Here is an 18,210-nt window from a genome sequence, read left to right as displayed (position 1 = left end):
GGCCGGATAAGCGTAGCGCATCTGGCAGTCGATCTTAACCCTTCATATCCCGCAACCGGCGGCTCAGCCAGATCCCGTGATGCGGTCGCTGACGCCATGCTACCGACGAAATGGTATGCATGGTGTTCAGATGCCCTAATATCCGCTGTAGATGCTGCTCAAGGGTACTTAAAGGCCCGTGGGACAGCATCTCTGGCGCCTCGAGAATATTTACATCGCCGGAGCTTCCTGGGCCGTCATATTCCAGCCGTTGCTGACAGCGCTGGATCGCAATTTCACAGGACTCCAGATACCGCTGCGCCAAATCCGGCGTCAGCATCGTATGTTCCCTTGCCAGCGTGGTCATCGCGTTGATGTGTTCGACGATGAACTGGCTATGCGTAACCCACAGTTTCATGTCCGCCAGATAGTGCGAGTTGAATCCTGGCTCCTGCATCGCCTGGTTAAGTGAGTTGAACAACGTGTTATGCGCCTGGTTGACCCGCATGCGTTGATACGCCAGCGGTGTGGCCTGCGGATCGTTGCTAAGGATCAGGCGGATGGCTTCCTGATCGGCTTCTAACGCATCGTGGGCGTTTTTACGCAGCAGGCCGCTCTGCCACTGCGGCCATAGCCAGAGCATCCCGCCAAAGGCGATTAGGCAACCAGTGACCGTATCGATAAACCGCGGCACGATAAACTGTTCCCCGTTCAGTGTCAGCAACTGCAGGGTGTATACCGCGGTGACCGTAAAGCCGACGGTAGCCCAGCCGTAGTTTTTACGGATGGTCAGATAACTCACCAGGGTTATCAGCAGCATGCCTGCCAGCGTGTAACTCTCCTGAATATGAAAGTGCAGTGTGACGCCAGCGATCACCAGGCCAACGAGCGTCCCTACTGAACGGTGTAAAATACGTACCCGGGTCGCCCCGTAGCCATTTTGCGTGACGAACAGGATTGTCATCAAAATCCAATAGGGTTTTGGCAGGTGTAAGGCGCTGCCCATCAGGCTGGCAATGCTCAACATGACGCTGATGCGTCCGGCATTACGCAGCGCCGGGGATTTCAACGACAGATAGCTTTTCAGGGCAGGGATCAGCGGCAGCCGACGCTGCTTGTCAGCCATTAAATCCCGGGCATACAGTGGGCGCTGGGTGCGTAGCACGCGGGCAATACGGCTGAAGTGCCAGTAACAAAATTGTCCTACCGGATTGTCCGGATGTTGGTTGGCAATTTTCTCCAGCGTGCCAATTTGTTTATCCATTGAAAAACGTGTTGGCAAGCGGTGATACAAAATGTCATCGGCCAGAACGCGAAGGCGTTCGGCGACGGTGCGCGCGTTCCAGCGGATCACCTGTTCGGCGTGGCTACGTTCGACCAGCTTTTGCACCTCTTCCGGCTGGTGGAGGCTGACGGAAATATGTTCCTGTAAATCGAGCGCCTCCTGAAAGGCACGTAGCAGGCGCTTATAATCGTTGTTGCGATGTGCCGACAGCATATGCATTTGCTGATAGCACTGGGTAATCAAATCTACCGCTTTTTGTTGGCGCACAAGCAGGGGGGGTAGCGCTTTTTCCGGATCGGCATGCTGAGTCAGGAGGCTGTATTTGGCCTCACAGTAATCGGCTAATTCACGATACAACAAGCTGAGCGACTCACGCAGCGGCTGCTCACGCCACATCCAGAACCAGAACCAGTTGAACAGGCCGTACCACAATGTACCCAACGCGTAGATCAGCAGTGGCTCCCAGACGGGCATGTTCCCGGCCAGGCTGAGCGTGAAAATTGCCGCGATAAGCGAGGCAGGTAGTAGTCGTGCATGCAGAGGGCCTAATTCAGCGGTTACACCAAGAATCAGCGTCAGGCCAGTGAGGATCAGCGGCAGCGGTATAGTCTGTGCCAGCAGTATCTGCATGATCAGACTGCATCCGGCAAACAAAGACGCACCAATCACTAAGCGTTTGAAAAAGCGCTTATGCGGGGTATCAAGACCGGCAATATTGCAGCAGGCAGGGACGAGGGAGAAGAGGAGCCCCAGATGAAGCTGCCCGATGATCAGACCGACGGCCACAGGTAAACATAGCACCAGCGTCTGTCGTAGTGCGTAGTTGATCTCAGGGTGATATATCAGTCTTCGCCACATCGGTGCAAACAAAAGTGGCGCATTACGGGGTAACGCGCCACTTCGATGGGGTTAACGTGTGCCGTAGACGACGATGGTCTTACCGTGTGCGGAGATCAGATTCTGATCTTCCAGCATCTTCAGAATACGACCAACGGTCTCACGGGAACAGCCAACGATCTGGCCGATTTCCTGGCGGGTGATTTTAATCTGCATGCCGTCCGGGTGGGTCATCGCGTCAGGCTGTTTCGCCAGATTCAGCAGAGTCTGCGCGATACGACCGGTAACGTCGAGGAAGGCAAGGTTGCCAACTTTTTCAGACGTGACCTGCAGACGGCGAGCCATCTGAGAGGACAGGCGCATCAGAATATCTGGATTGACCTGGATTAATTGGCGAAATTTTTTGTACGAAATCTCAGCGACTTCACATGCAGTTTTAGCACGGACCCAGGCGCTGCGTTCCTGACCTTCTTCGAAGAGGCCTAATTCACCAATAAAATCGCCCTGATTCAGATAAGAAAGGATCATTTCTTTCCCTTCTTCATCTTTGATCAGCACTGCCACTGAGCCTTTAACGATGTAGTACAACGTTTCCGCTTTTTCACCCTGGTGAATCAGCGTGCTCTTCGATGGGTACTTATGAATATGGCAATGAGACAAGAACCATTCGAGAGTCGGGTCTGTTTGCGGTTTGCCAAGCACCATGCGCGGTTATCCTCTGTTATAAGCTGTCTCCAGAGCCAAAATATTACCTGCCTCTGGGTTTGCAAAAATGTGCTTCCCGCTACCTGGGAAGGGGGCTGTCAATACGTGCGACGGCCTGTAATGTGATGTCCTCTGCATACATGCAGTACGTCAATGTATTACTGTAGCATCCTGACTGTTTTAGCATAGCTTTCGCCGTGTGTCTCCTGGTGTCTCGCTTCAGCATGACGCAGGTCGCCTTCCGTTGCGAGATTTGTTGTGTGCGCGTAATCTGTCAGGAAAATTGATGCATCGGAGTAATAAAATATGCAAGCACGTGTTAAGTGGGTTGAAGGGTTAACCTTCCTCGGTGAGTCCGCCTCTGGCCACCAGATTTTGATGGACGGTAACTCCGGTGATAAAGCGCCGAGCCCGATGGAAATGGTCTTAATGGCTGCGGGCGGTTGCAGCGCAATTGATGTGGTGTCGATCCTGCAAAAGGGTCGTCAGGATGTGACCAACTGCGAAGTGAAGCTGACCTCCGAGCGTCGTGATGAAGCGCCACGCCTGTTTACCCACATCAACCTGCATTTCGTTGTAACGGGTAACGATCTGAAAGATGCGTCCGTCGCTCGCGCGGTCGATCTTTCGGCGGAAAAATATTGCTCCGTGGCGCTGATGCTGGAAAAGGCGGTGAACATTACCCACTCCTATGAAGTGGTTGCCGCTTCGTGATGTTATGCCTGATGGCGATATACTTATCAGGCCTACAGGATTTAAACGCGTAGGCCGGATAAGGCATTATCCGCCATCCGGCAAAAAAACACCTTACTCTATCTTTTTACCTTCCATCAGTCGCTGGACTAGCGGCAGCATAATCAATTCCATCGCCAGACCCATTTTCCCGCCCGGAACAACCAATGTATTGATATGAGAAATGAATGAGCCCTGCAGCATGGCCAGTAGCCATGGGAAATCGATCCCTTCCAGATTACGAAAATGAATCACGACAAAGCTTTCATCGAGTGACGGAATACTCTTGGCGGCAAAGGGGTTAGAGGTATCTACAGTCGGTACGCGCTGAAAGTTGATATGCGTACGAGAAAACTGCGGCGTGATGTAATTGATATAATCGTCCATTGAACGCACCACCGAGTCCATCACCGCTTCACGCGAGTGTCCACGCTCGCTGGTATCGCGGGTCAGCTTCTGGATCCACTCCAGGTTCACGATCGGCACCACACCAACCAACAGATCGACATGCCGGGCCACATTTTGCTGCGGGGTGACAACGCCGCCGTGAAGTCCCTCATAGAACAGGACATCCGTCGGTTCAGGCAGCGGCTGCCAGGGCGTAAATGTCCCCGGAACCTGATTCCACGGTACGGCCTCATCGTAGGTGTGCAGATATTTACGCGACTGACCTTTGCCCGTCTGACCGTATTCAATGAAGGTTTGCTCCAGCAGACCGAAGTCGTTAGCTTCGGGGCCGAAATAGCTGATATGCCGCCCGGCATCGCGCGCTTTGCGAATCGCCATGTCCATTTCCGGGCGGGTATAGCGATGAAAACTGTCGCCTTCCACCTCGGCGGCGCGCAGATTTAACTGCGCGAATATTTTACGAAACGCGAGGCTGGTGGTGGTGGTCCCCGCGCCGCTGGATCCTGTTACCGCAATCACCGGATGTTTGGCAGACATAACAACTCCATGAAATGGTTGTAATTATAGTAAAGTCGGCCGGCGGCTACGGATTACTCGCGAATCTGCTTCCTCGGCATAATGTTGACCGTTTCATGCAATTCGGACCACACCAGCACGGCTTCACCTGATTGTAGTTGGCGTTTGACGTCGGCGACTTTTTGTTCGAGCGAGCGTTCATGTTCACCATAATCGGTGCCTTCGCGCAAGACAAAGCTTTCAAGCAGATTGTCCAGCGCGTCCGGGGAGATGTCTTGCCAGGGAATAATCATGATGAAGTCTCCAGATACGTTGTCAGCCAGTCCGGGATTCTGGATTCCAGCCACATCTCCGGATGGCGTATCGTACCGCCAATGAATCCGACATGGCCGCCGTGTTCAGTAAGCTGATACTCCACCTGCGAGGGCAGGTTTTCCGGCTCAGGGATCACATGATGATCCATAAACGGATCATCCTTGGCATGGATAATCAGCGTCGGTTTGGCGATCTGATTAAGCAATGGCATGGCGCTACACTGACGGTAATAGTCTATCGCATCGGCGAAACCGTGAATTTTGGCGGTGATCAGATCGTCAAAATCGCGAATGCGACGTAGAGATTTCAACTGGGCCAGGCTCACCGGCAGTGAGCCAGGATAAGCCTCAAGCTTACGCGAGGCATTGGCTTTCAACAGATTAAGCAGGTAGCGCTGATAGACCCGGGAGAATCCCTTGTCCATGTGGTAACTACAGGCTTCCAGCACGAAAGGGGCAGAGACGATAACAGCAGCATCAATTGGAATCTCGGTGCCTTCTTTTGCCAGCAGGCAGGCCAGCATGTTTCCACCAAGCGAATAGCCTACCGCTGCGGTCGGCACACGACCGAACTCACGCTCCAGCCAGTGTAAAAACCAGGTGCCGTCTTCTGTTTCACCGGAGTGATAAATGCGGTTCAGACGATTTGGTTCGCCGCTGCAGCCGCGAAAATGCATCACCACACCCAGCCAGCCGCGCTTTTGTGCTGCTTCAATCAGGCCATGTGCGTAGGGGCTGTTCAGGCTGCCTTCCAGGCCGTGAAAAACCACCAGGCGCGGTTTGTGTTTCGCCTGCTGCGGATCTTCACTCCACGCCAGATCGACAAAATCACCGTCTGGCAATTCCAGACGCTGCCAGTGGGCATCGAACTTCACCTTGCGGCGAATTAAACGCGGCAGCATCGTCTGCAGATGGCGGTTACTGATACCGCGCATTGGACGGAAATCTCGCGAATCTTCGGTAGGTGGAGTCATTTCTGTGGACGTGATTTCAACCATAACACCAGAGCAATTAATATTCGGAAAGAATAACTATACCGCGCGCAGCGCATGCGGGTTAGCCAATATGTGATTTTGCGCTTATTCTGCCAGCATCTGCTCAAGCTGTTCCTGCGCGTCCAGCCAGGCCATTTCGCACTCTTCGAGCCCGGATTTCGCGCTGGCTTGTTGCTGCAAGCATGCCGTGAGTTCAGCCTTGCGGCTTTGGTCGTACAGTTCGCTGTCGCCGAGTTTCTCTTCTGCCTGCGCCAGCTGTGCGTGCAGCTTCTCCATCTCTTTTTCCAGACGGGTAATCTCTTTACGCAACGGCTGCGTCAGAGTGCGTAGTTCAGCCTCGCGACGCTTCTGGTCTTTACGCGCCTGGGCGCTGTTAACGCTCTCTTTCGCCGGTTCGTCGCCCTGGCTTTCCTGTTTTTGCACATCGCTCAGCCACTGCTGATAATCCTCCAGATCACCGTCAAACGGCTCGACTTTCTTGTCATGCACCAGATACAGGTCGTCGGTGGTAGAGCGAATCAGGTGACGGTCGTGCGAGACCACGACCAGCGCGCCTTCGAAATCGATCAGCGCTTCGGTCAGCGCCTGGCGCATATCCAAATCCAGGTGGTTGGTCGGTTCATCGAGCAGCAGCAGATTCGGGCGCTGCCAGACGATCAACGCCAGTACCAGGCGTGCTTTTTCACCACCGGAGAAACGACGGGTCTCTTCGCTGACCTTATCGCCCTGGAAGCCGAATCCGCCGAGGTAGTCTCGAAGTTTCTGCTCCAGCTCCTGTGGTGCCATGCGAGCCAGGTGCTGGATAGGCGATTCATCGGCGCGTAAAAACTCCAGCTGGTGCTGCGCGAAGTAGCCCAGCTTGATGCCTTTCGCCAGGCCAATCTCGCCGCTGATTGGGGCCAGTTCGCCGGCCAGCAGCTTAATCAGCGTAGATTTACCCGCACCGTTACGACCGAGCAGGCCGATGCGGGATCCCGGCACCAGATTCAGTTTGATCGAATCGAGAATGACGCGTTCGCCGTAGCCAGCGCTGACTTTTTCCATCTTCAACAGCGGGTTTGGCAGGCTTTCCGGCTCACGGAAGCTAAAGTGGAACGGATTGTCCACGTGCGCAGGGGCAATCAGCTCCATGCGTTCCAGCATTTTGATACGGCTCTGCGCCTGCTTTGCTTTGGTGGCTTTAGCTCGGAAACGATCGATATAGCTTTGCAGATGCGCTACACGCTCCTGCTGGCTTTCGTACATCGCCTGTTGCTGCGCGAGGCGGGTCGCACGCTGGATTTCAAACGCGCTGTAGTTGCCGGTGTACTCGAACATGGTTTGTTGTTCGATATGGATAATTTTATCCACCACCGGATCGAGGAAGTCGCGGTCGTGGGAGATCAAAATCAGCGTACCCTGATAGCTTTTCAGCCATCTTTCCAGCCAAATGACCGCGTCGAGATCGAGGTGGTTGGTCGGTTCATCGAGCAGCAGCAGGTCCGAACGGCAAATCAGCGCCTGTGCCAGATTGAGACGCATACGCCAGCCACCGGAGAAGTCGCTGACTGGATGTTCAAGCTGTTCGTTGGAGAAGCCGAGGCCATGCAGCAGACTGGCGGCGCGTGAACGCACGGTCCAGGCGTCAATGGCATCCAGTTTTCCATGGACGGTGGCAATGGCGTGTCCATCGTTACGTTCGTTGGCATCGTTCAACTGCGCTTCCAGTTGACGATATTCGCGGTCGCCGTCGATTACGTACTCCAGCGCGGGCTGTGGCAACGCAGGCGTTTCCTGATTCACCCACGCGAGCTGCCAGTTTCCCGGATAGGTAAATCCTCCGGCGTCGGCGCTGAGTTCATTTTTCAGCAATGCCAGTAAGGTAGATTTACCGCAGCCATTTTTACCGACCAGGCCAACTTTCTGCCCTGGATTAATGGTGGCCGTGGCATTGTCCAGCAAGACGCGCACGCCGCGACGAATTTGTAACGATGAGAAAACAATCATAAGGCGCCGTATGTTCAGACTATGTTAATTTATCATTATGATAATGTAATGTGCGGGGCATTTGCCGCACCGAGGCGCAATGGTAGCCCAAAACGTCGAAAATAGACAAAAGACAAAACCGGGAGGGGGATGATGTTCCAGCCAGCGAAAGTCTTGCTGCTGTATGCCCATCCGGAATCTCAGGACTCGGTCGCGAACCGGGTTCTGCTTAAACCGGCCATGCAGCTCAGCAATGTTACCGTGCACGACCTTTACGCGCACTATCCTGACTTTTTTATCGACATTCCGCATGAGCAGGCGCTGCTGCGTGAGCATGATGTCATTGTTTTTCAGCATCCGCTTTACACCTATAGCTGTCCAGCGCTGTTAAAAGAATGGCTTGATCGCGTACTGAGCCGCGGATTTGCCAGCGGTCCCGGAGGGAATCAACTGGCGGGAAAGTACTGGCGGAGCGTTATCACTACCGGGGAACCGGAAAGCGCCTACCGCTATGACGCGTTAAACCGTTATCCAATGAGCGATGTGCTGCGCCCTTTTGAGCTAACAGCCGGTATGTGCCGCATGCACTGGATGAGCCCTATTATTGTCTACTGGGCCAGACGGCAAACGAAACAGGAGCTGGACAGCCATGCGAAAGCGTACGGTGACTGGCTGGCGAATCCGATACCTGTGGGAGGCCGCTGATGGAAGGTTCTGATTTATTGACAGCGGGTGTGTTGTTTCTTTTCGCGGCGGTGGCGGCAGTACCGTTGGCGTCCAGGTTAGGTATCGGGCCAGTGTTAGGGTACTTGCTGGCGGGTATTGCTATCGGCCCGTGGGGATTAGGGTTCATCAGCGATGTGGATGAAATCCTGCACTTTTCCGAACTGGGCGTGGTTTTTCTGATGTTCATCATTGGGCTGGAACTGAACCCGGCGAAGCTTTGGCAACTGCGGCGCTCTATTTTTGGCGTCGGCGCCGCGCAGGTGATGCTGAGCGCGGTGGTGCTGGCGGGGTTACTGATGCTCACCACATTCTCCTGGCAGGCGGCAGTGGTTGGCGGCATTGGTCTGGCGATGTCATCGACCGCGATGGCGCTACAGTTGATGCGTGAGAAAGGCATGAACCGCAGTGAGTCTGGGCAGTTGGGTTTTTCGGTGCTGCTGTTTCAGGATCTGGCGGTAATCCCCGCGTTGGCACTGGTCCCGCTGCTGGCGGGGTCTGCTGACGAACATTTTGACTGGATCAAAGTGGGAATGAAGGTGCTGGCCTTTGCCGGCATGCTGATTGGCGGGCGCTATTTGTTGCGTCCGGTTTTTCGCTTTATTGCGGATTCCGGCGTGCGGGAAGTGTTCACCGCTGCCACGCTGCTGTTGGTGCTGGGTTCTGCTTTATTTATGGATGCGCTGGGGCTGTCGATGGCGCTGGGAACGTTTATTGCTGGCGTGCTGCTGGCAGAAAGCGAATACCGACATGAACTGGAAACGGCAATCGATCCGTTCAAGGGACTGTTGCTCGGCCTGTTTTTCATCTCCGTAGGCATGTCGCTTAACCTTGGCGTGCTCTATACCCATATTTTGTGGGTGGCGGCGAGCGTGATCGTGCTGGTGGTCGTAAAAATGCTGGTGCTGTATGTGCTGGCGCGCCTTAATGGCGTGAGAAGCTCAGAACGGATGCAATTTGCCGGAGTGTTAAGTCAGGGCGGGGAGTTCGCCTTCGTCCTGTTTTCAACGGCATCCTCGCAACGGCTGTTTCAGAGCGACCAAATGGCATTGTTGCTGGTGACCGTCACACTGTCGATGATGACGACGCCTTTGGTGATGAAGCTGATTGATAAATGGCTCTCCCGCCAGTTTAACGGCCCGGATGAAGAAGATGAAAAACCTTGGGTAGAAGACGATAAACCGCAGGTGATTGTGGTGGGGTTTGGGCGCTTTGGTCAGGTCATTGGACGCCTGTTGATGGCCAATAAGATGCGTATTACCGTTCTGGAACGGGATATTAGCGCTGTAAATCTGATGCGCAAATATGGCTATAAGGTCTATTACGGTGATGCCACGCAGGTGGAGCTTTTACGCTCAGCTGGTGCAGAAGCAGCCCAATCGATTGTCATTACCTGTAACGAACCGGAAGATACGATGAAGTTGGTGGAATTGTGCCAACAGTACTTTCCGCATTTGCATATTCTTGCGCGCGCGCGCGGACGTGTCGAAGCGCATGAGTTATTACAGGCAGGTGTGACGCAGTTTTCCCGCGAAACGTTCTCCAGCGCGCTGGAGTTGGGGCGTAAAACGCTGGTTACTCTGGGGATGCATCCGCATCAGGCTCAGCGCGCCCAGTTGCATTTTCGGCGGCTGGATATGCGCATGCTGCGGGAACTGATCCCCATGCACACGGATACGGTACAAATCTCTCGGGCCAGGGAAGCCCGGCGCGAGCTGGAGGAGATTTTTCAACGCGAGATGCAGCAAGAGCGACGTCAGCTGGATGGCTGGGATGAATTTGAGTAGAGGTAACCATGGCAATTCGTAAACGTTTTATTGCAGGCGCAAAATGTCCGTCCTGCCAGGCACAAGATTCACTGGCGATGTGGCGTGAAAATAATATCGATATTGTTGAGTGTGTTAAGTGTGGTCATCAGATGCGGGAAGCCGATAAAGAGGCGCGCGAGCACGTTCGCAAAGAAGAGCAAGTGATCGGGATTTTTCATCCGGACTAGCGATATGGCGCAGCTTTTTTTAAGCTAGAGGGTACACGGGTGCAGAATTCCGCTACAATCTGCGCCACTATTCTTTCCATGCTCAGGAGATATCATGAAAGTAGCAAAGGACCTGGTGGTCAGCCTGGCCTATCAGGTACGTACAGAAGACGGTGTGTTGGTTGATGAGTCTCCGGTGAGTGCACCGCTGGACTACCTGCATGGTCACGGTTCCCTGATCTCTGGCCTGGAAACAGCGCTGGATGGTCACGAAGTTGGCGACAAATTCGATGTTGCTGTTGGCGCAAACGACGCATACGGTCAGTACGACGAAAACCTGGTGCAGCGCGTTCCTAAAGACGTCTTTATGGGCGTTGACGAACTGCAGGTTGGCATGCGTTTCCTGGCTGAAACTGACCAGGGCCCGGTACCGGTAGAAATTACCGAAGTGGAAGACGACCACGTTGTGGTTGACGGTAACCACATGCTGGCTGGCCAGAACCTGAAATTCAACGTCGAAGTTGTCGCGATCCGCGAAGCGACCGAAGAAGAACTGGCCCATGGTCACGTTCACGGTGCGCACGGCCACGACCACGATCATGACCACGGTCATGACGGTTGCTGCGGTGGTCACGGTCACGACCATGGTCACGAGCACGGCGGCGAAGGCTGCTGCGGCGGTGGCGGTAAAGGTAACGGCGGCGGCTGCGGTTGCCACTAATATCCAGCGTTTTTCAACCCACAGAGACGTTGGCTGTGATTTGAAATCCTTTGGGTATATATGAGGCTCGATAAGCGTTAGCGCCATCGGGCACAAAAAAAGCGGGAATATCCCGCTTTTTTTACGTCTCAATAATGTGGCGGCGGGGTCTCTTCAGACTGTGACGCTATGTGGGACGGCTGCGTTGCTTTGAGCTTCTCCGTCAATAGACGCAGATGATCGCGCAGTTTGGCCATCTCCAGTTCATGCGCGGTCACCGTGACGTTGAGCTCTTCAATGGTTATCTCCTGAAATGCCAGGCGACTCTCTAGCTCAGCCAGGCGGGTTTCCAGCGTTGTATCCTGCATGATTCACCTCTTTTGTTATTGCCGGCAGATCGCGGACTGCGGCGAATTCTACTTAACTTTGCCTGTTTGCACAGCACACAATCTTCGGTCACGAAACTAATTTAAACAAAAAGAGTCTGAAAAGTGGTGATAATAGGGCGTGCCTGTATGTTGATTTGTTCAGCAACGCTTTATAGTACATTTTTATGTTAGTTAACCCTGGGGTGAGATGCCCCGGCCCTGGAGAGATGGATGAAATCACTGTTTAAAGTCACGCTGCTGGCGACCACAATGGCTGTTGCTCTGCATGCCCCGCTTACTTTCGCTGCCGATACAGCAAAACCAGCTGCTACTGATGCAGCCAAGCCAGCCGCTACTGCTGACAGCAAAGCCGCATTCAAGAATGACGATCAAAAAGCCGCTTACGCGCTGGGTGCGTCCCTGGGTCGTTATATGGAAAACTCTCTGAAAGAGCAGGAAAAACTGGGCATTAAACTGGACAAAGACCAGCTGATCGCTGGCGTTCAGGATGCATTTGCAGACAAGAGCAAACTGTCTGACCAGGAAATCGAACAAACTCTGCAGACGTTTGAAGCGCGCGTGAAGAGTTCCGCTCAGGCGAAAATGGAAAAAGACGCGGCTGACAACGAAGCCAAAGGTAAAGTTTACCGCGAGAAATTTGCTAAAGAGAAAGGTGTTAAAACCTCTGCTACTGGCCTGGTCTACAAAGTAGAGAAAGAAGGTACCGGTGCTGCCCCGAAAGACAGCGATACTGTAGTCGTAAACTACAAAGGTACGCTGATTGATGGTAAAGAGTTTGATAACTCTTATACCCGCGGTGAGCCGCTCTCTTTCCGTCTTGACGGCGTTATCCCGGGCTGGACCGAAGGCCTGAAAAACATCAAGAAAGGCGGTAAAATCCAGTTGGTTATTCCACCGGATCTGGCTTACGGTAAAACCGGTGTTCCGGGGATTCCGGCCAACTCTACGCTGGTCTTTGATGTTGAACTGTTAGACATCAAACCGGCACCGAAAGCCGATGCGCAGCCAGAAGCTGCACCGGCTGATAAAGCTGCAGATAGCAGCAAAAAATAAGAGAACAGAAACCGCCGCCCACAGGGCGGCGGTTTTTTATTATCGACAGGATATAATTAATACTGGAAAGCGCCTTGTGCGCTGTATTACTTTAGATGCCCCTATAATAGTGATGAGCCTGCCCTGACAACATAACGACAGGCTCCTGAAAAGGAGTGCTTTTTTTCATGTCCAGGTCGCTTTTAACCAACGAAACCAGTGAGCTAGATTTACTGGATCAACGTCCTTTCGATCAAACCGACTTCGATATCCTTAAATCCTACGAAGCGGTAGTGGACGGGTTGGCGATGCTCATTGGTTCCCATTGTGAAATCGTATTGCACTCTTTGCAGGATTTGAAATGCTCGGCCATCCGCATTGCTAACGGTGAACACACGGGCCGCAAAATTGGCTCGCCAATTACCGATCTTGCGTTGCGCATGCTGCATGATATGACGGGTGCGGATAGCAGCGTGTCGAAGTGTTACTTCACTCGTGCGAAAAGCGGTGTCTTGATGAAATCGCTGACGATTGCCATTCGCAACCGTGAGCATCGCGTGATTGGTCTGCTGTGCATCAACATGAACCTTGATGTTCCATTCTCGCAGATAATGAATACCTTTATCCCACCGGAAACGCCGGAAGTAGGTTCTGCCGTCAACTTCGCTTCTTCGGTAGAAGACCTGGTTACCCAAACACTGGAATTCACAATCGAAGAAGTGAATGCCGATCGCAATGTTTCCAACAATGCCAAGAATCGCCAAATCGTCCTGAATCTATATGAGAAAGGTATCTTCGATATTAAAGATGCCATCAACCAGGTTGCCGATCGGCTGAACATCTCCAAGCACACGGTCTACCTCTATATTCGTCAGTTCAAAAGCGGCGATTTCCAGGGGCAAGACAAGTAATGCGCTTTACCATCATGGTGACGGGGCCGGCTTATGGCACGCAGCAGGCGAGCAGTGCATTGCAATTTGCTCATGCGCTACTCGAAGAAGGGCATGAGCTATGCAGTGTCTTTTTCTATCGTGAAGGTGTGTATAACGCCAACTTCCTGACATCGCCCGCCAGTGATGAATATGATCTGGTGCGAGCATGGCAACAGCTAAACCAGCAGCATGGTGTAACGCTGAATATCTGCGTGGCGGCAGCATTGCGTCGCGGCGTTGTTGATGAAACCGAAGCGAAGCGGCTGGGACTGGCAGGGTCTAATTTACAATCAGGTTTTAACCTCAGCGGGCTGGGTTCGCTGGCTGAGGCATCCCTGACCTGCGATCGCGTGGTGCAGTTTTAATGAAACGTGTTGCTTTTGTCTTTTCTACCGTGCCACACGGCAGTGCCTCTGGTCGCGAAGGGTTAGATGCCTTACTGGCGACATCGGCCTTAACGGAAGACCTCGGCGTATTTTTCATCGGCGATGGCGTTTTTCAAATCCTACAGGGTCAGCAGCCGGACGTTGTGCTGGCACGTGACTATATCGCAACCTTCAAGTTGTTAGGGTTGTACGATATCGAGCAATGTTGGCTTTGTGCCGCCTCATTACGCGAGCGGGGCCTACAGCAGGGTGTTAATTTTGTGGTCGATGCAACAGCGTTAGAACCGGAAGATTTGCGCCGTGAATTAGGCAACTATGACGTCATTTTAAGGTTTTGAGATACTCATGCTGCACACATTACATCGCTCCGCGTGGCTTACCGATTTCTCCTCTCTTCTTCGTTTGATTGATAAAGACGATGAACTTTTATTGCTTCAGGATGGCGTGACTGCGGCAATAGAAGGAAGTCGTTTCCTTGAAAGTCTGCAAAATGCCACCATTAAGGTCTATGTATTGGAAGAAGACATTAAGGCTCGCGGCTTAGATGGTCAAATTTCAGACAGTGTCGTCAGGGTTAGCTATACTGACTTCGTCAGACTTACGGTGAAGCATCCCAGCCAGATGTCCTGGTAATTGTGGGATCGTTGTATATTTCTTGACACCTTTTCGACACCGACCTAAAATTCTGCGTCCTCATATTGTATGAGGTCGTTTTATTACGTGTTTACGAAGCGAAAGCTACAACCAGGAGCTATTTAATGGCAACAGTTAACCAGCTGGTACGCAAACCACGCGCACGCAAAGTTGCAAAGAGCAACGTGCCTGCACTGGAAGCATGCCCGCAGAAACGTGGCGTATGTACTCGTGTATATACTACCACTCCTAAAAAACCAAACTCCGCACTGCGTAAAGTATGCCGTGTGCGTTTGACCAACGGTTTTGAAGTGACTTCCTACATCGGTGGTGAAGGTCACAACCTGCAGGAACACTCCGTGATCCTGATCCGTGGCGGTCGTGTAAAAGACCTCCCGGGTGTTCGTTACCACACCGTTCGCGGTGCGCTTGACTGCTCCGGCGTTAAAGACCGTAAGCAATCACGCTCCAAGTATGGCGTGAAACGTCCTAAGGCTTAATGGTTCTCCGTTAAGTAAGGCCAAACGTTTTATATTAATGTCAAACTAAACTCGTAGAGTTTTGGACAATCCTGAATTAACAACGGAGTATTCCCATGCCACGTCGTCGCGTCATTGGTCAGCGTAAAATTCTGCCGGATCCTAAGTTCGGATCAGAGCTGCTGGCTAAATTTGTAAATATCCTGATGGTAGATGGTAAAAAATCTACTGCAGAAACCATCGTATACAGCGCGCTGGAGACCCTGGCTCAGCGTTCTGGTAAAGATGGCCTGGAAGCTTTTGAAGTAGCCCTTGAAAACGTGCGTCCGACTGTCGAAGTTAAGTCTCGCCGCGTTGGTGGTTCTACTTATCAGGTTCCAGTTGAAGTCCGTCCGGTTCGTCGTAATGCCCTGGCAATGCGTTGGATCGTTGAAGCTGCTCGTAAACGCGGTGATAAATCCATGGCTCTGCGCCTGGCGAACGAACTTTCTGATGCTGCAGAAAACAAAGGTACTGCAGTTAAGAAACGTGAAGACGTTCACCGTATGGCAGAAGCCAACAAGGCGTTCGCACACTACCGTTGGTAATCCCTTCGGAGTTTTAGTCACCAGGCGGGCGCTTCTAGTAAGCAGCCCGCTTTGGGCTACTTAAATTGAACGCCTAAAAGATAAACGAGGAATCAAATGGCTCGTACAACACCCATCGCGCGCTACCGTAACATCGGTATCAGTGCGCACATCGACGCCGGTAAAACCACTACTACCGAACGTATTCTGTTCTACACCGGTGTAAACCATAAAATCGGTGAAGTTCATGACGGCGCAGCCACCATGGACTGGATGGAACAGGAGCAGGAGCGTGGTATTACTATCACCTCCGCAGCGACTACTGCATTCTGGTCTGGTATGGCTAAGCAGTATGAACCGCATCGCGTAAACATCATCGACACCCCGGGGCACGTTGACTTCACTATCGAAGTAGAACGTTCCATGCGTGTGCTTGATGGTGCAGTAATGGTTTACTGCGCAGTTGGTGGTGTTCAGCCTCAGTCTGAAACCGTATGGCGTCAGGCAAACAAATATAAAGTTCCACGCATTGCGTTCGTTAACAAAATGGACCGTATGGGTGCGAACTTCCTGAAAGTTGTTGGTCAGATCAAAACCCGTCTGGGCGCGAACCCTGTTCCGCTGCAGCTGGCAATTGGCGCTGAAGAAGCGTTCACCGGTGTTGTTGACCTGGTGAAAATGAAAGCCATCAACTGGAACGAAGAAGACGCAGGCGTAACCTTCACTTATGAAGATATCCCGGCTGACATGCAGGAACTGGCTGAAGAATGGCACCAGAACCTGATCGAGTCCGCTGCAGAAGCTTCAGAAGAGCTGATGGAGAAATACCTGGGTGGCGAAGAACTGACTGAAGAAGAGATCAAAAAAGCTCTGCGTCAGCGCGTTCTGAACAACGAAATCATCCTGGTAACCTGTGGTTCTGCGTTCAAGAACAAAGGTGTTCAGGCGATGCTGGATGCGGTAATTGATTACCTGCCATCCCCAATCGACGTACCTGCGATCAACGGTATTCTGGACGACGGTAAAGATACTCCGGCTGAGCGTCATGCTAGCGATGACGAACCGTTTGCTGCACTGGCATTCAAAATCGCTACTGACCCGTTCGTGGGTAACCTGACCTTCTTCCGCGTGTACTCTGGTGTGGTTAACTCCGGTGACACCATCCTGAACTCAGTGAAAACTGCACGCGAACGTTTTGGCCGTATCGTACAGATGCACGCTAACAAACGTGAAGAGATCAAAGAAGTTCGCGCGGGCGATATCGCTGCTGCTATCGGTCTGAAAGACGTGACCACTGGTGACACTCTGTGTGACCCGGATCACCCGATCATTCTGGAACGTATGGAATTCCCTGAGCCGGTAATTTCCATCGCGGTAGAACCGAAAACCAAAGCTGACCAGGAAAAAATGGGTCTGGCTCTGGGCCGTCTGGCTAAAGAAGACCCGTCATTCCGCGTTTGGACTGACGAAGAATCTAACCAGACCATTATCGCTGGTATGGGTGAGCTGCACCTCGATATCATCGTTGACCGCATGAAGCGTGAATTCAACGTTGAAGCGAACGTCGGTAAACCTCAGGTTGCTTACCGTGAAGCGATTCGCGCGAAAGTTACCGATATCGAAGGTAAACACGCTAAGCAGTCTGGTGGTCGCGGTCAGTACGGTCATGTTGTTATCGACATGTACCCGCTGGAGCCGGGTTCAAACCCGAAAGGCTACGAGTTCATCAACGACATCAAAGGTGGTGTAATTCCTGGCGAATACATCCCGGCCGTTGATAAAGGCATCCAGGAACAGCTGAAATCTGGCCCGCTGGCTGGTTACCCGGTTGTTGATCTGGGCGTGCGTCTGCACTTCGGTTCTTACCATGACGTTGACTCCTCTGAGCTGGCGTTTAAACTGGCCGCTTCTATCGCCTTCAAAGATGGCTTTAAGAAAGCGAAACCAGTTCTGCTTGAACCTATCATGAAGGTTGAAGTAGAGACTCCGGAAGAGAACACCGGTGACGTAATCGGTGACTTGAGCCGCCGTCGTGGTATGCTTCGTGGTCAGGAATCCAACGTCACTGGCGTTGTTATCCATGCTGAAGTTCCGCTGTCTGAAATGTTCGGATATGCAACCCAGCTGCGTTCTCTGACCAAAGGCCGTGCTTCTTACTCCATGGAGTTCCTGAAGTACGACGATGCGCCGAACAACGTTGCTCAGGCCGTTATTGAAGCCCGTGGTAAATAAGCCACAGGATTAAAACCTAAGTCCCGTGCTCTCTCCATAGGGGAGAGCACTATAGTAAGGAATATAGCCGTGTCTAAAGAAAAATTTGAACGTACAAAACCGCACGTTAACGTCGGCACCATCGGCCACGTTGACCACGGTAAAACTACCCTGACCGCTGCAATCACTACCGTACTGGCTAAAACCTACGGCGGTGCTGCGCGTGCATTCGATCAGATCGATAACGCGCCGGAAGAAAAAGCTCGTGGTATCACCATCAACACTTCTCACGTTGAATATGACACCCCGACTCGCCACTATGCACACGTAGACTGCCCGGGCCACGCCGACTATGTTAAAAACATGATCACCGGTGCTGCGCAGATGGACGGCGCGATCCTGGTTGTTGCTGCGACTGACGGCCCGATGCCGCAGACTCGTGAGCACA

20 protein-coding genes and 1 pseudogene are annotated in these 18,210 nt (G+C 52.6%); 14 read left to right on the top strand and 7 right to left on the bottom strand.

The window, feature by feature from the left end; all coding sequences use genetic code 11:
• Window positions 1-34 precede the first annotated feature (34 nt).
• Complete coding sequence (locus ACU8YC_RS16410; protein ID WP_286539498.1) at window positions 35-2,122, bottom strand: YccS/YhfK family putative transporter; 2,088 nt, start codon at window positions 2,120-2,122, stop codon at window positions 35-37.
• Window positions 2,123-2,173: 51 nt separating this feature from the next.
• Entirely contained in the window at window positions 2,174-2,806 is a 633-nt protein-coding gene (gene crp / locus ACU8YC_RS16405; RefSeq protein ID WP_000242758.1) for a cAMP-activated global transcriptional regulator CRP, read from the bottom strand.
• A 306-nt stretch (window positions 2,807-3,112) separates the two neighbouring features.
• Here crp and ACU8YC_RS16400 point away from each other — a divergent pair, with 306 nt between their 5' ends.
• Window positions 3,113-3,520: an OsmC family protein gene (locus ACU8YC_RS16400; RefSeq protein ID WP_151216828.1), complete on the top strand. Its 408-nt coding sequence runs from the start codon at window positions 3,113-3,115 to the stop codon at window positions 3,518-3,520.
• A gap of 93 nt (window positions 3,521-3,613) precedes the next feature.
• Here ACU8YC_RS16400 and ACU8YC_RS16395 read toward each other — a convergent pair whose 3' ends face one another.
• From ACU8YC_RS16395 to ACU8YC_RS16380, 4 genes and pseudogenes are all read right to left on the bottom strand, one after another.
• Window positions 3,614-4,483, bottom strand: coding sequence for a phosphoribulokinase (locus tag ACU8YC_RS16395; RefSeq protein ID WP_003827751.1), 870 nt, complete (start codon window positions 4,481-4,483; stop codon window positions 3,614-3,616).
• Between the two features lie 53 nt (window positions 4,484-4,536).
• Window positions 4,537-4,755 carry a YheU family protein gene (locus ACU8YC_RS16390; RefSeq protein WP_187253777.1) on the bottom strand — a complete coding sequence of 73 codons (219 nt, stop codon included), beginning with the start codon at window positions 4,753-4,755 and terminating at the stop codon, window positions 4,537-4,539.
• Window positions 4,752-5,811 (bottom strand): annotated as a pseudogene (locus ACU8YC_RS16385) (hydrolase). The gene ACU8YC_RS16390 and the pseudogene ACU8YC_RS16385 overlap by 4 nt, the downstream one beginning before the upstream one ends.
• Window positions 5,812-5,855: 44 nt before the next feature.
• A complete protein-coding gene (locus ACU8YC_RS16380) occupies window positions 5,856-7,757 on the bottom strand; it encodes an ABC transporter ATP-binding protein (protein ID WP_286542770.1) in 1,902 nt (633 codons plus the stop codon).
• Between the two features lie 132 nt (window positions 7,758-7,889).
• On the opposite strand from ACU8YC_RS16380, the gene kefG reads away from it, so the two are divergent.
• The 4 genes from kefG to slyD all read left to right on the top strand — a co-directional run bounded on the left by kefG (window position 7,890) and on the right by slyD (window position 11,155).
• Window positions 7,890-8,441: a glutathione-regulated potassium-efflux system ancillary protein KefG gene (gene kefG, locus ACU8YC_RS16375; protein WP_003023629.1), complete on the top strand. Its 552-nt coding sequence runs from the start codon at window positions 7,890-7,892 to the stop codon at window positions 8,439-8,441.
• Window positions 8,441-10,246 (top strand): glutathione-regulated potassium-efflux system protein KefB, encoded by a 1,806-nt coding sequence (kefB, locus tag ACU8YC_RS16370; RefSeq protein WP_151216820.1) that lies wholly within the window; start codon window positions 8,441-8,443, stop codon window positions 10,244-10,246. Before kefG ends, kefB begins: the two co-directional genes overlap by 1 nt.
• Before the next feature lie 8 nt (window positions 10,247-10,254).
• On the top strand, window positions 10,255-10,455 hold the full coding sequence (locus tag ACU8YC_RS16365; RefSeq protein WP_005121675.1) for a YheV family putative zinc ribbon protein: 201 nt from the start codon (window positions 10,255-10,257) through the stop codon (window positions 10,453-10,455).
• Between the two features lie 94 nt (window positions 10,456-10,549).
• Window positions 10,550-11,155, top strand: a complete 606-nt coding sequence (gene slyD / locus ACU8YC_RS16360) for a peptidylprolyl isomerase (RefSeq protein WP_003023634.1) — start codon at window positions 10,550-10,552, stop codon at window positions 11,153-11,155.
• Between the two features lie 128 nt (window positions 11,156-11,283).
• Here slyD and ACU8YC_RS16355 read toward each other — a convergent pair whose 3' ends face one another.
• Complete coding sequence (locus tag ACU8YC_RS16355; protein WP_038634770.1) at window positions 11,284-11,502, bottom strand: protein SlyX; 219 nt, start codon at window positions 11,500-11,502, stop codon at window positions 11,284-11,286.
• A gap of 231 nt (window positions 11,503-11,733) precedes the next feature.
• Here ACU8YC_RS16355 and fkpA point away from each other — a divergent pair, with 231 nt between their 5' ends.
• From fkpA to ACU8YC_RS16310, 9 genes are all read left to right on the top strand, one after another.
• Complete coding sequence (gene fkpA / locus ACU8YC_RS16350; RefSeq protein WP_252838518.1) at window positions 11,734-12,576, top strand: FKBP-type peptidyl-prolyl cis-trans isomerase; 843 nt, start codon at window positions 11,734-11,736, stop codon at window positions 12,574-12,576.
• 167 nt (window positions 12,577-12,743) lie between these two features.
• Complete coding sequence (locus ACU8YC_RS16345) at window positions 12,744-13,466, top strand: helix-turn-helix transcriptional regulator (protein ID WP_000091462.1); 723 nt, start codon at window positions 12,744-12,746, stop codon at window positions 13,464-13,466.
• Window positions 13,466-13,852, top strand: coding sequence for a sulfurtransferase complex subunit TusD (tusD, locus tag ACU8YC_RS16340; protein ID WP_151216818.1), 387 nt, complete (start codon window positions 13,466-13,468; stop codon window positions 13,850-13,852). The genes ACU8YC_RS16345 and tusD overlap by 1 nt, the downstream gene beginning before the upstream one ends.
• Window positions 13,852-14,211, top strand: coding sequence for a sulfurtransferase complex subunit TusC (tusC, locus tag ACU8YC_RS16335; RefSeq protein WP_043018545.1), 360 nt, complete (start codon window positions 13,852-13,854; stop codon window positions 14,209-14,211). The genes tusD and tusC overlap by 1 nt, the downstream gene beginning before the upstream one ends.
• Before the next feature lie 7 nt (window positions 14,212-14,218).
• Window positions 14,219-14,506 carry a sulfurtransferase complex subunit TusB gene (gene tusB / locus ACU8YC_RS16330; protein ID WP_151216816.1) on the top strand — a complete coding sequence of 96 codons (288 nt, stop codon included), beginning with the start codon at window positions 14,219-14,221 and terminating at the stop codon, window positions 14,504-14,506.
• Between the two features lie 125 nt (window positions 14,507-14,631).
• On the top strand, window positions 14,632-15,006 hold the full coding sequence (rpsL, locus tag ACU8YC_RS16325; RefSeq protein WP_003023654.1) for a 30S ribosomal protein S12: 375 nt from the start codon (window positions 14,632-14,634) through the stop codon (window positions 15,004-15,006).
• A gap of 95 nt (window positions 15,007-15,101) precedes the next feature.
• On the top strand, window positions 15,102-15,572 hold the full coding sequence (rpsG, locus tag ACU8YC_RS16320; RefSeq protein ID WP_016154763.1) for a 30S ribosomal protein S7: 471 nt from the start codon (window positions 15,102-15,104) through the stop codon (window positions 15,570-15,572).
• Window positions 15,573-15,668: 96 nt separating this feature from the next.
• Window positions 15,669-17,783, top strand: coding sequence for an elongation factor G (gene fusA, locus ACU8YC_RS16315; protein WP_151224114.1), 2,115 nt, complete (start codon window positions 15,669-15,671; stop codon window positions 17,781-17,783).
• A 69-nt stretch (window positions 17,784-17,852) separates the two neighbouring features.
• The coding region (locus ACU8YC_RS16310) for a GTP-binding protein (protein ID WP_000031705.1) at window positions 17,853-18,210 on the top strand (358 nt) is incomplete at its 3' end.

The sequence above is a fragment of the Citrobacter sp. VF227 genome (assembly GCF_052950715.1).
This window is presented reverse-complemented; position numbering and strand designations above follow the sequence as displayed.

What these genes read in the sequence shown, in the direction of transcription:
- ACU8YC_RS16410 (WP_286539498.1), bottom strand. Translation starts at nt 2,122, where the DNA reads ATGTGGCGAAGACTGATATATCACCCTGAGATCAACTACGCACTACGA.
- crp (WP_000242758.1), bottom strand. Translation starts at nt 2,806, where the DNA reads ATGGTGCTTGGCAAACCGCAAACAGACCCGACTCTCGAATGGTTCTTG.
- ACU8YC_RS16400 (WP_151216828.1), top strand. Translation starts at nt 3,113, where the DNA reads ATGCAAGCACGTGTTAAGTGGGTTGAAGGGTTAACCTTCCTCGGTGAG.
- ACU8YC_RS16395 (WP_003827751.1), bottom strand. Translation starts at nt 4,483, where the DNA reads ATGTCTGCCAAACATCCGGTGATTGCGGTAACAGGATCCAGCGGCGCG.
- ACU8YC_RS16390 (WP_187253777.1), bottom strand. Translation starts at nt 4,755, where the DNA reads ATGATTATTCCCTGGCAAGACATCTCCCCGGACGCGCTGGACAATCTG.
- ACU8YC_RS16380 (WP_286542770.1), bottom strand. Translation starts at nt 7,757, where the DNA reads ATGATTGTTTTCTCATCGTTACAAATTCGTCGCGGCGTGCGCGTCTTG.
- kefG (WP_003023629.1), top strand. Translation starts at nt 7,890, where the DNA reads ATGTTCCAGCCAGCGAAAGTCTTGCTGCTGTATGCCCATCCGGAATCT.
- kefB (WP_151216820.1), top strand. Translation starts at nt 8,441, where the DNA reads ATGGAAGGTTCTGATTTATTGACAGCGGGTGTGTTGTTTCTTTTCGCG.
- ACU8YC_RS16365 (WP_005121675.1), top strand. Translation starts at nt 10,255, where the DNA reads ATGGCAATTCGTAAACGTTTTATTGCAGGCGCAAAATGTCCGTCCTGC.
- slyD (WP_003023634.1), top strand. Translation starts at nt 10,550, where the DNA reads ATGAAAGTAGCAAAGGACCTGGTGGTCAGCCTGGCCTATCAGGTACGT.
- ACU8YC_RS16355 (WP_038634770.1), bottom strand. Translation starts at nt 11,502, where the DNA reads ATGCAGGATACAACGCTGGAAACCCGCCTGGCTGAGCTAGAGAGTCGC.
- fkpA (WP_252838518.1), top strand. Translation starts at nt 11,734, where the DNA reads ATGAAATCACTGTTTAAAGTCACGCTGCTGGCGACCACAATGGCTGTT.
- ACU8YC_RS16345 (WP_000091462.1), top strand. Translation starts at nt 12,744, where the DNA reads ATGTCCAGGTCGCTTTTAACCAACGAAACCAGTGAGCTAGATTTACTG.
- tusD (WP_151216818.1), top strand. Translation starts at nt 13,466, where the DNA reads ATGCGCTTTACCATCATGGTGACGGGGCCGGCTTATGGCACGCAGCAG.
- tusC (WP_043018545.1), top strand. Translation starts at nt 13,852, where the DNA reads ATGAAACGTGTTGCTTTTGTCTTTTCTACCGTGCCACACGGCAGTGCC.
- tusB (WP_151216816.1), top strand. Translation starts at nt 14,219, where the DNA reads ATGCTGCACACATTACATCGCTCCGCGTGGCTTACCGATTTCTCCTCT.
- rpsL (WP_003023654.1), top strand. Translation starts at nt 14,632, where the DNA reads ATGGCAACAGTTAACCAGCTGGTACGCAAACCACGCGCACGCAAAGTT.
- rpsG (WP_016154763.1), top strand. Translation starts at nt 15,102, where the DNA reads ATGCCACGTCGTCGCGTCATTGGTCAGCGTAAAATTCTGCCGGATCCT.
- fusA (WP_151224114.1), top strand. Translation starts at nt 15,669, where the DNA reads ATGGCTCGTACAACACCCATCGCGCGCTACCGTAACATCGGTATCAGT.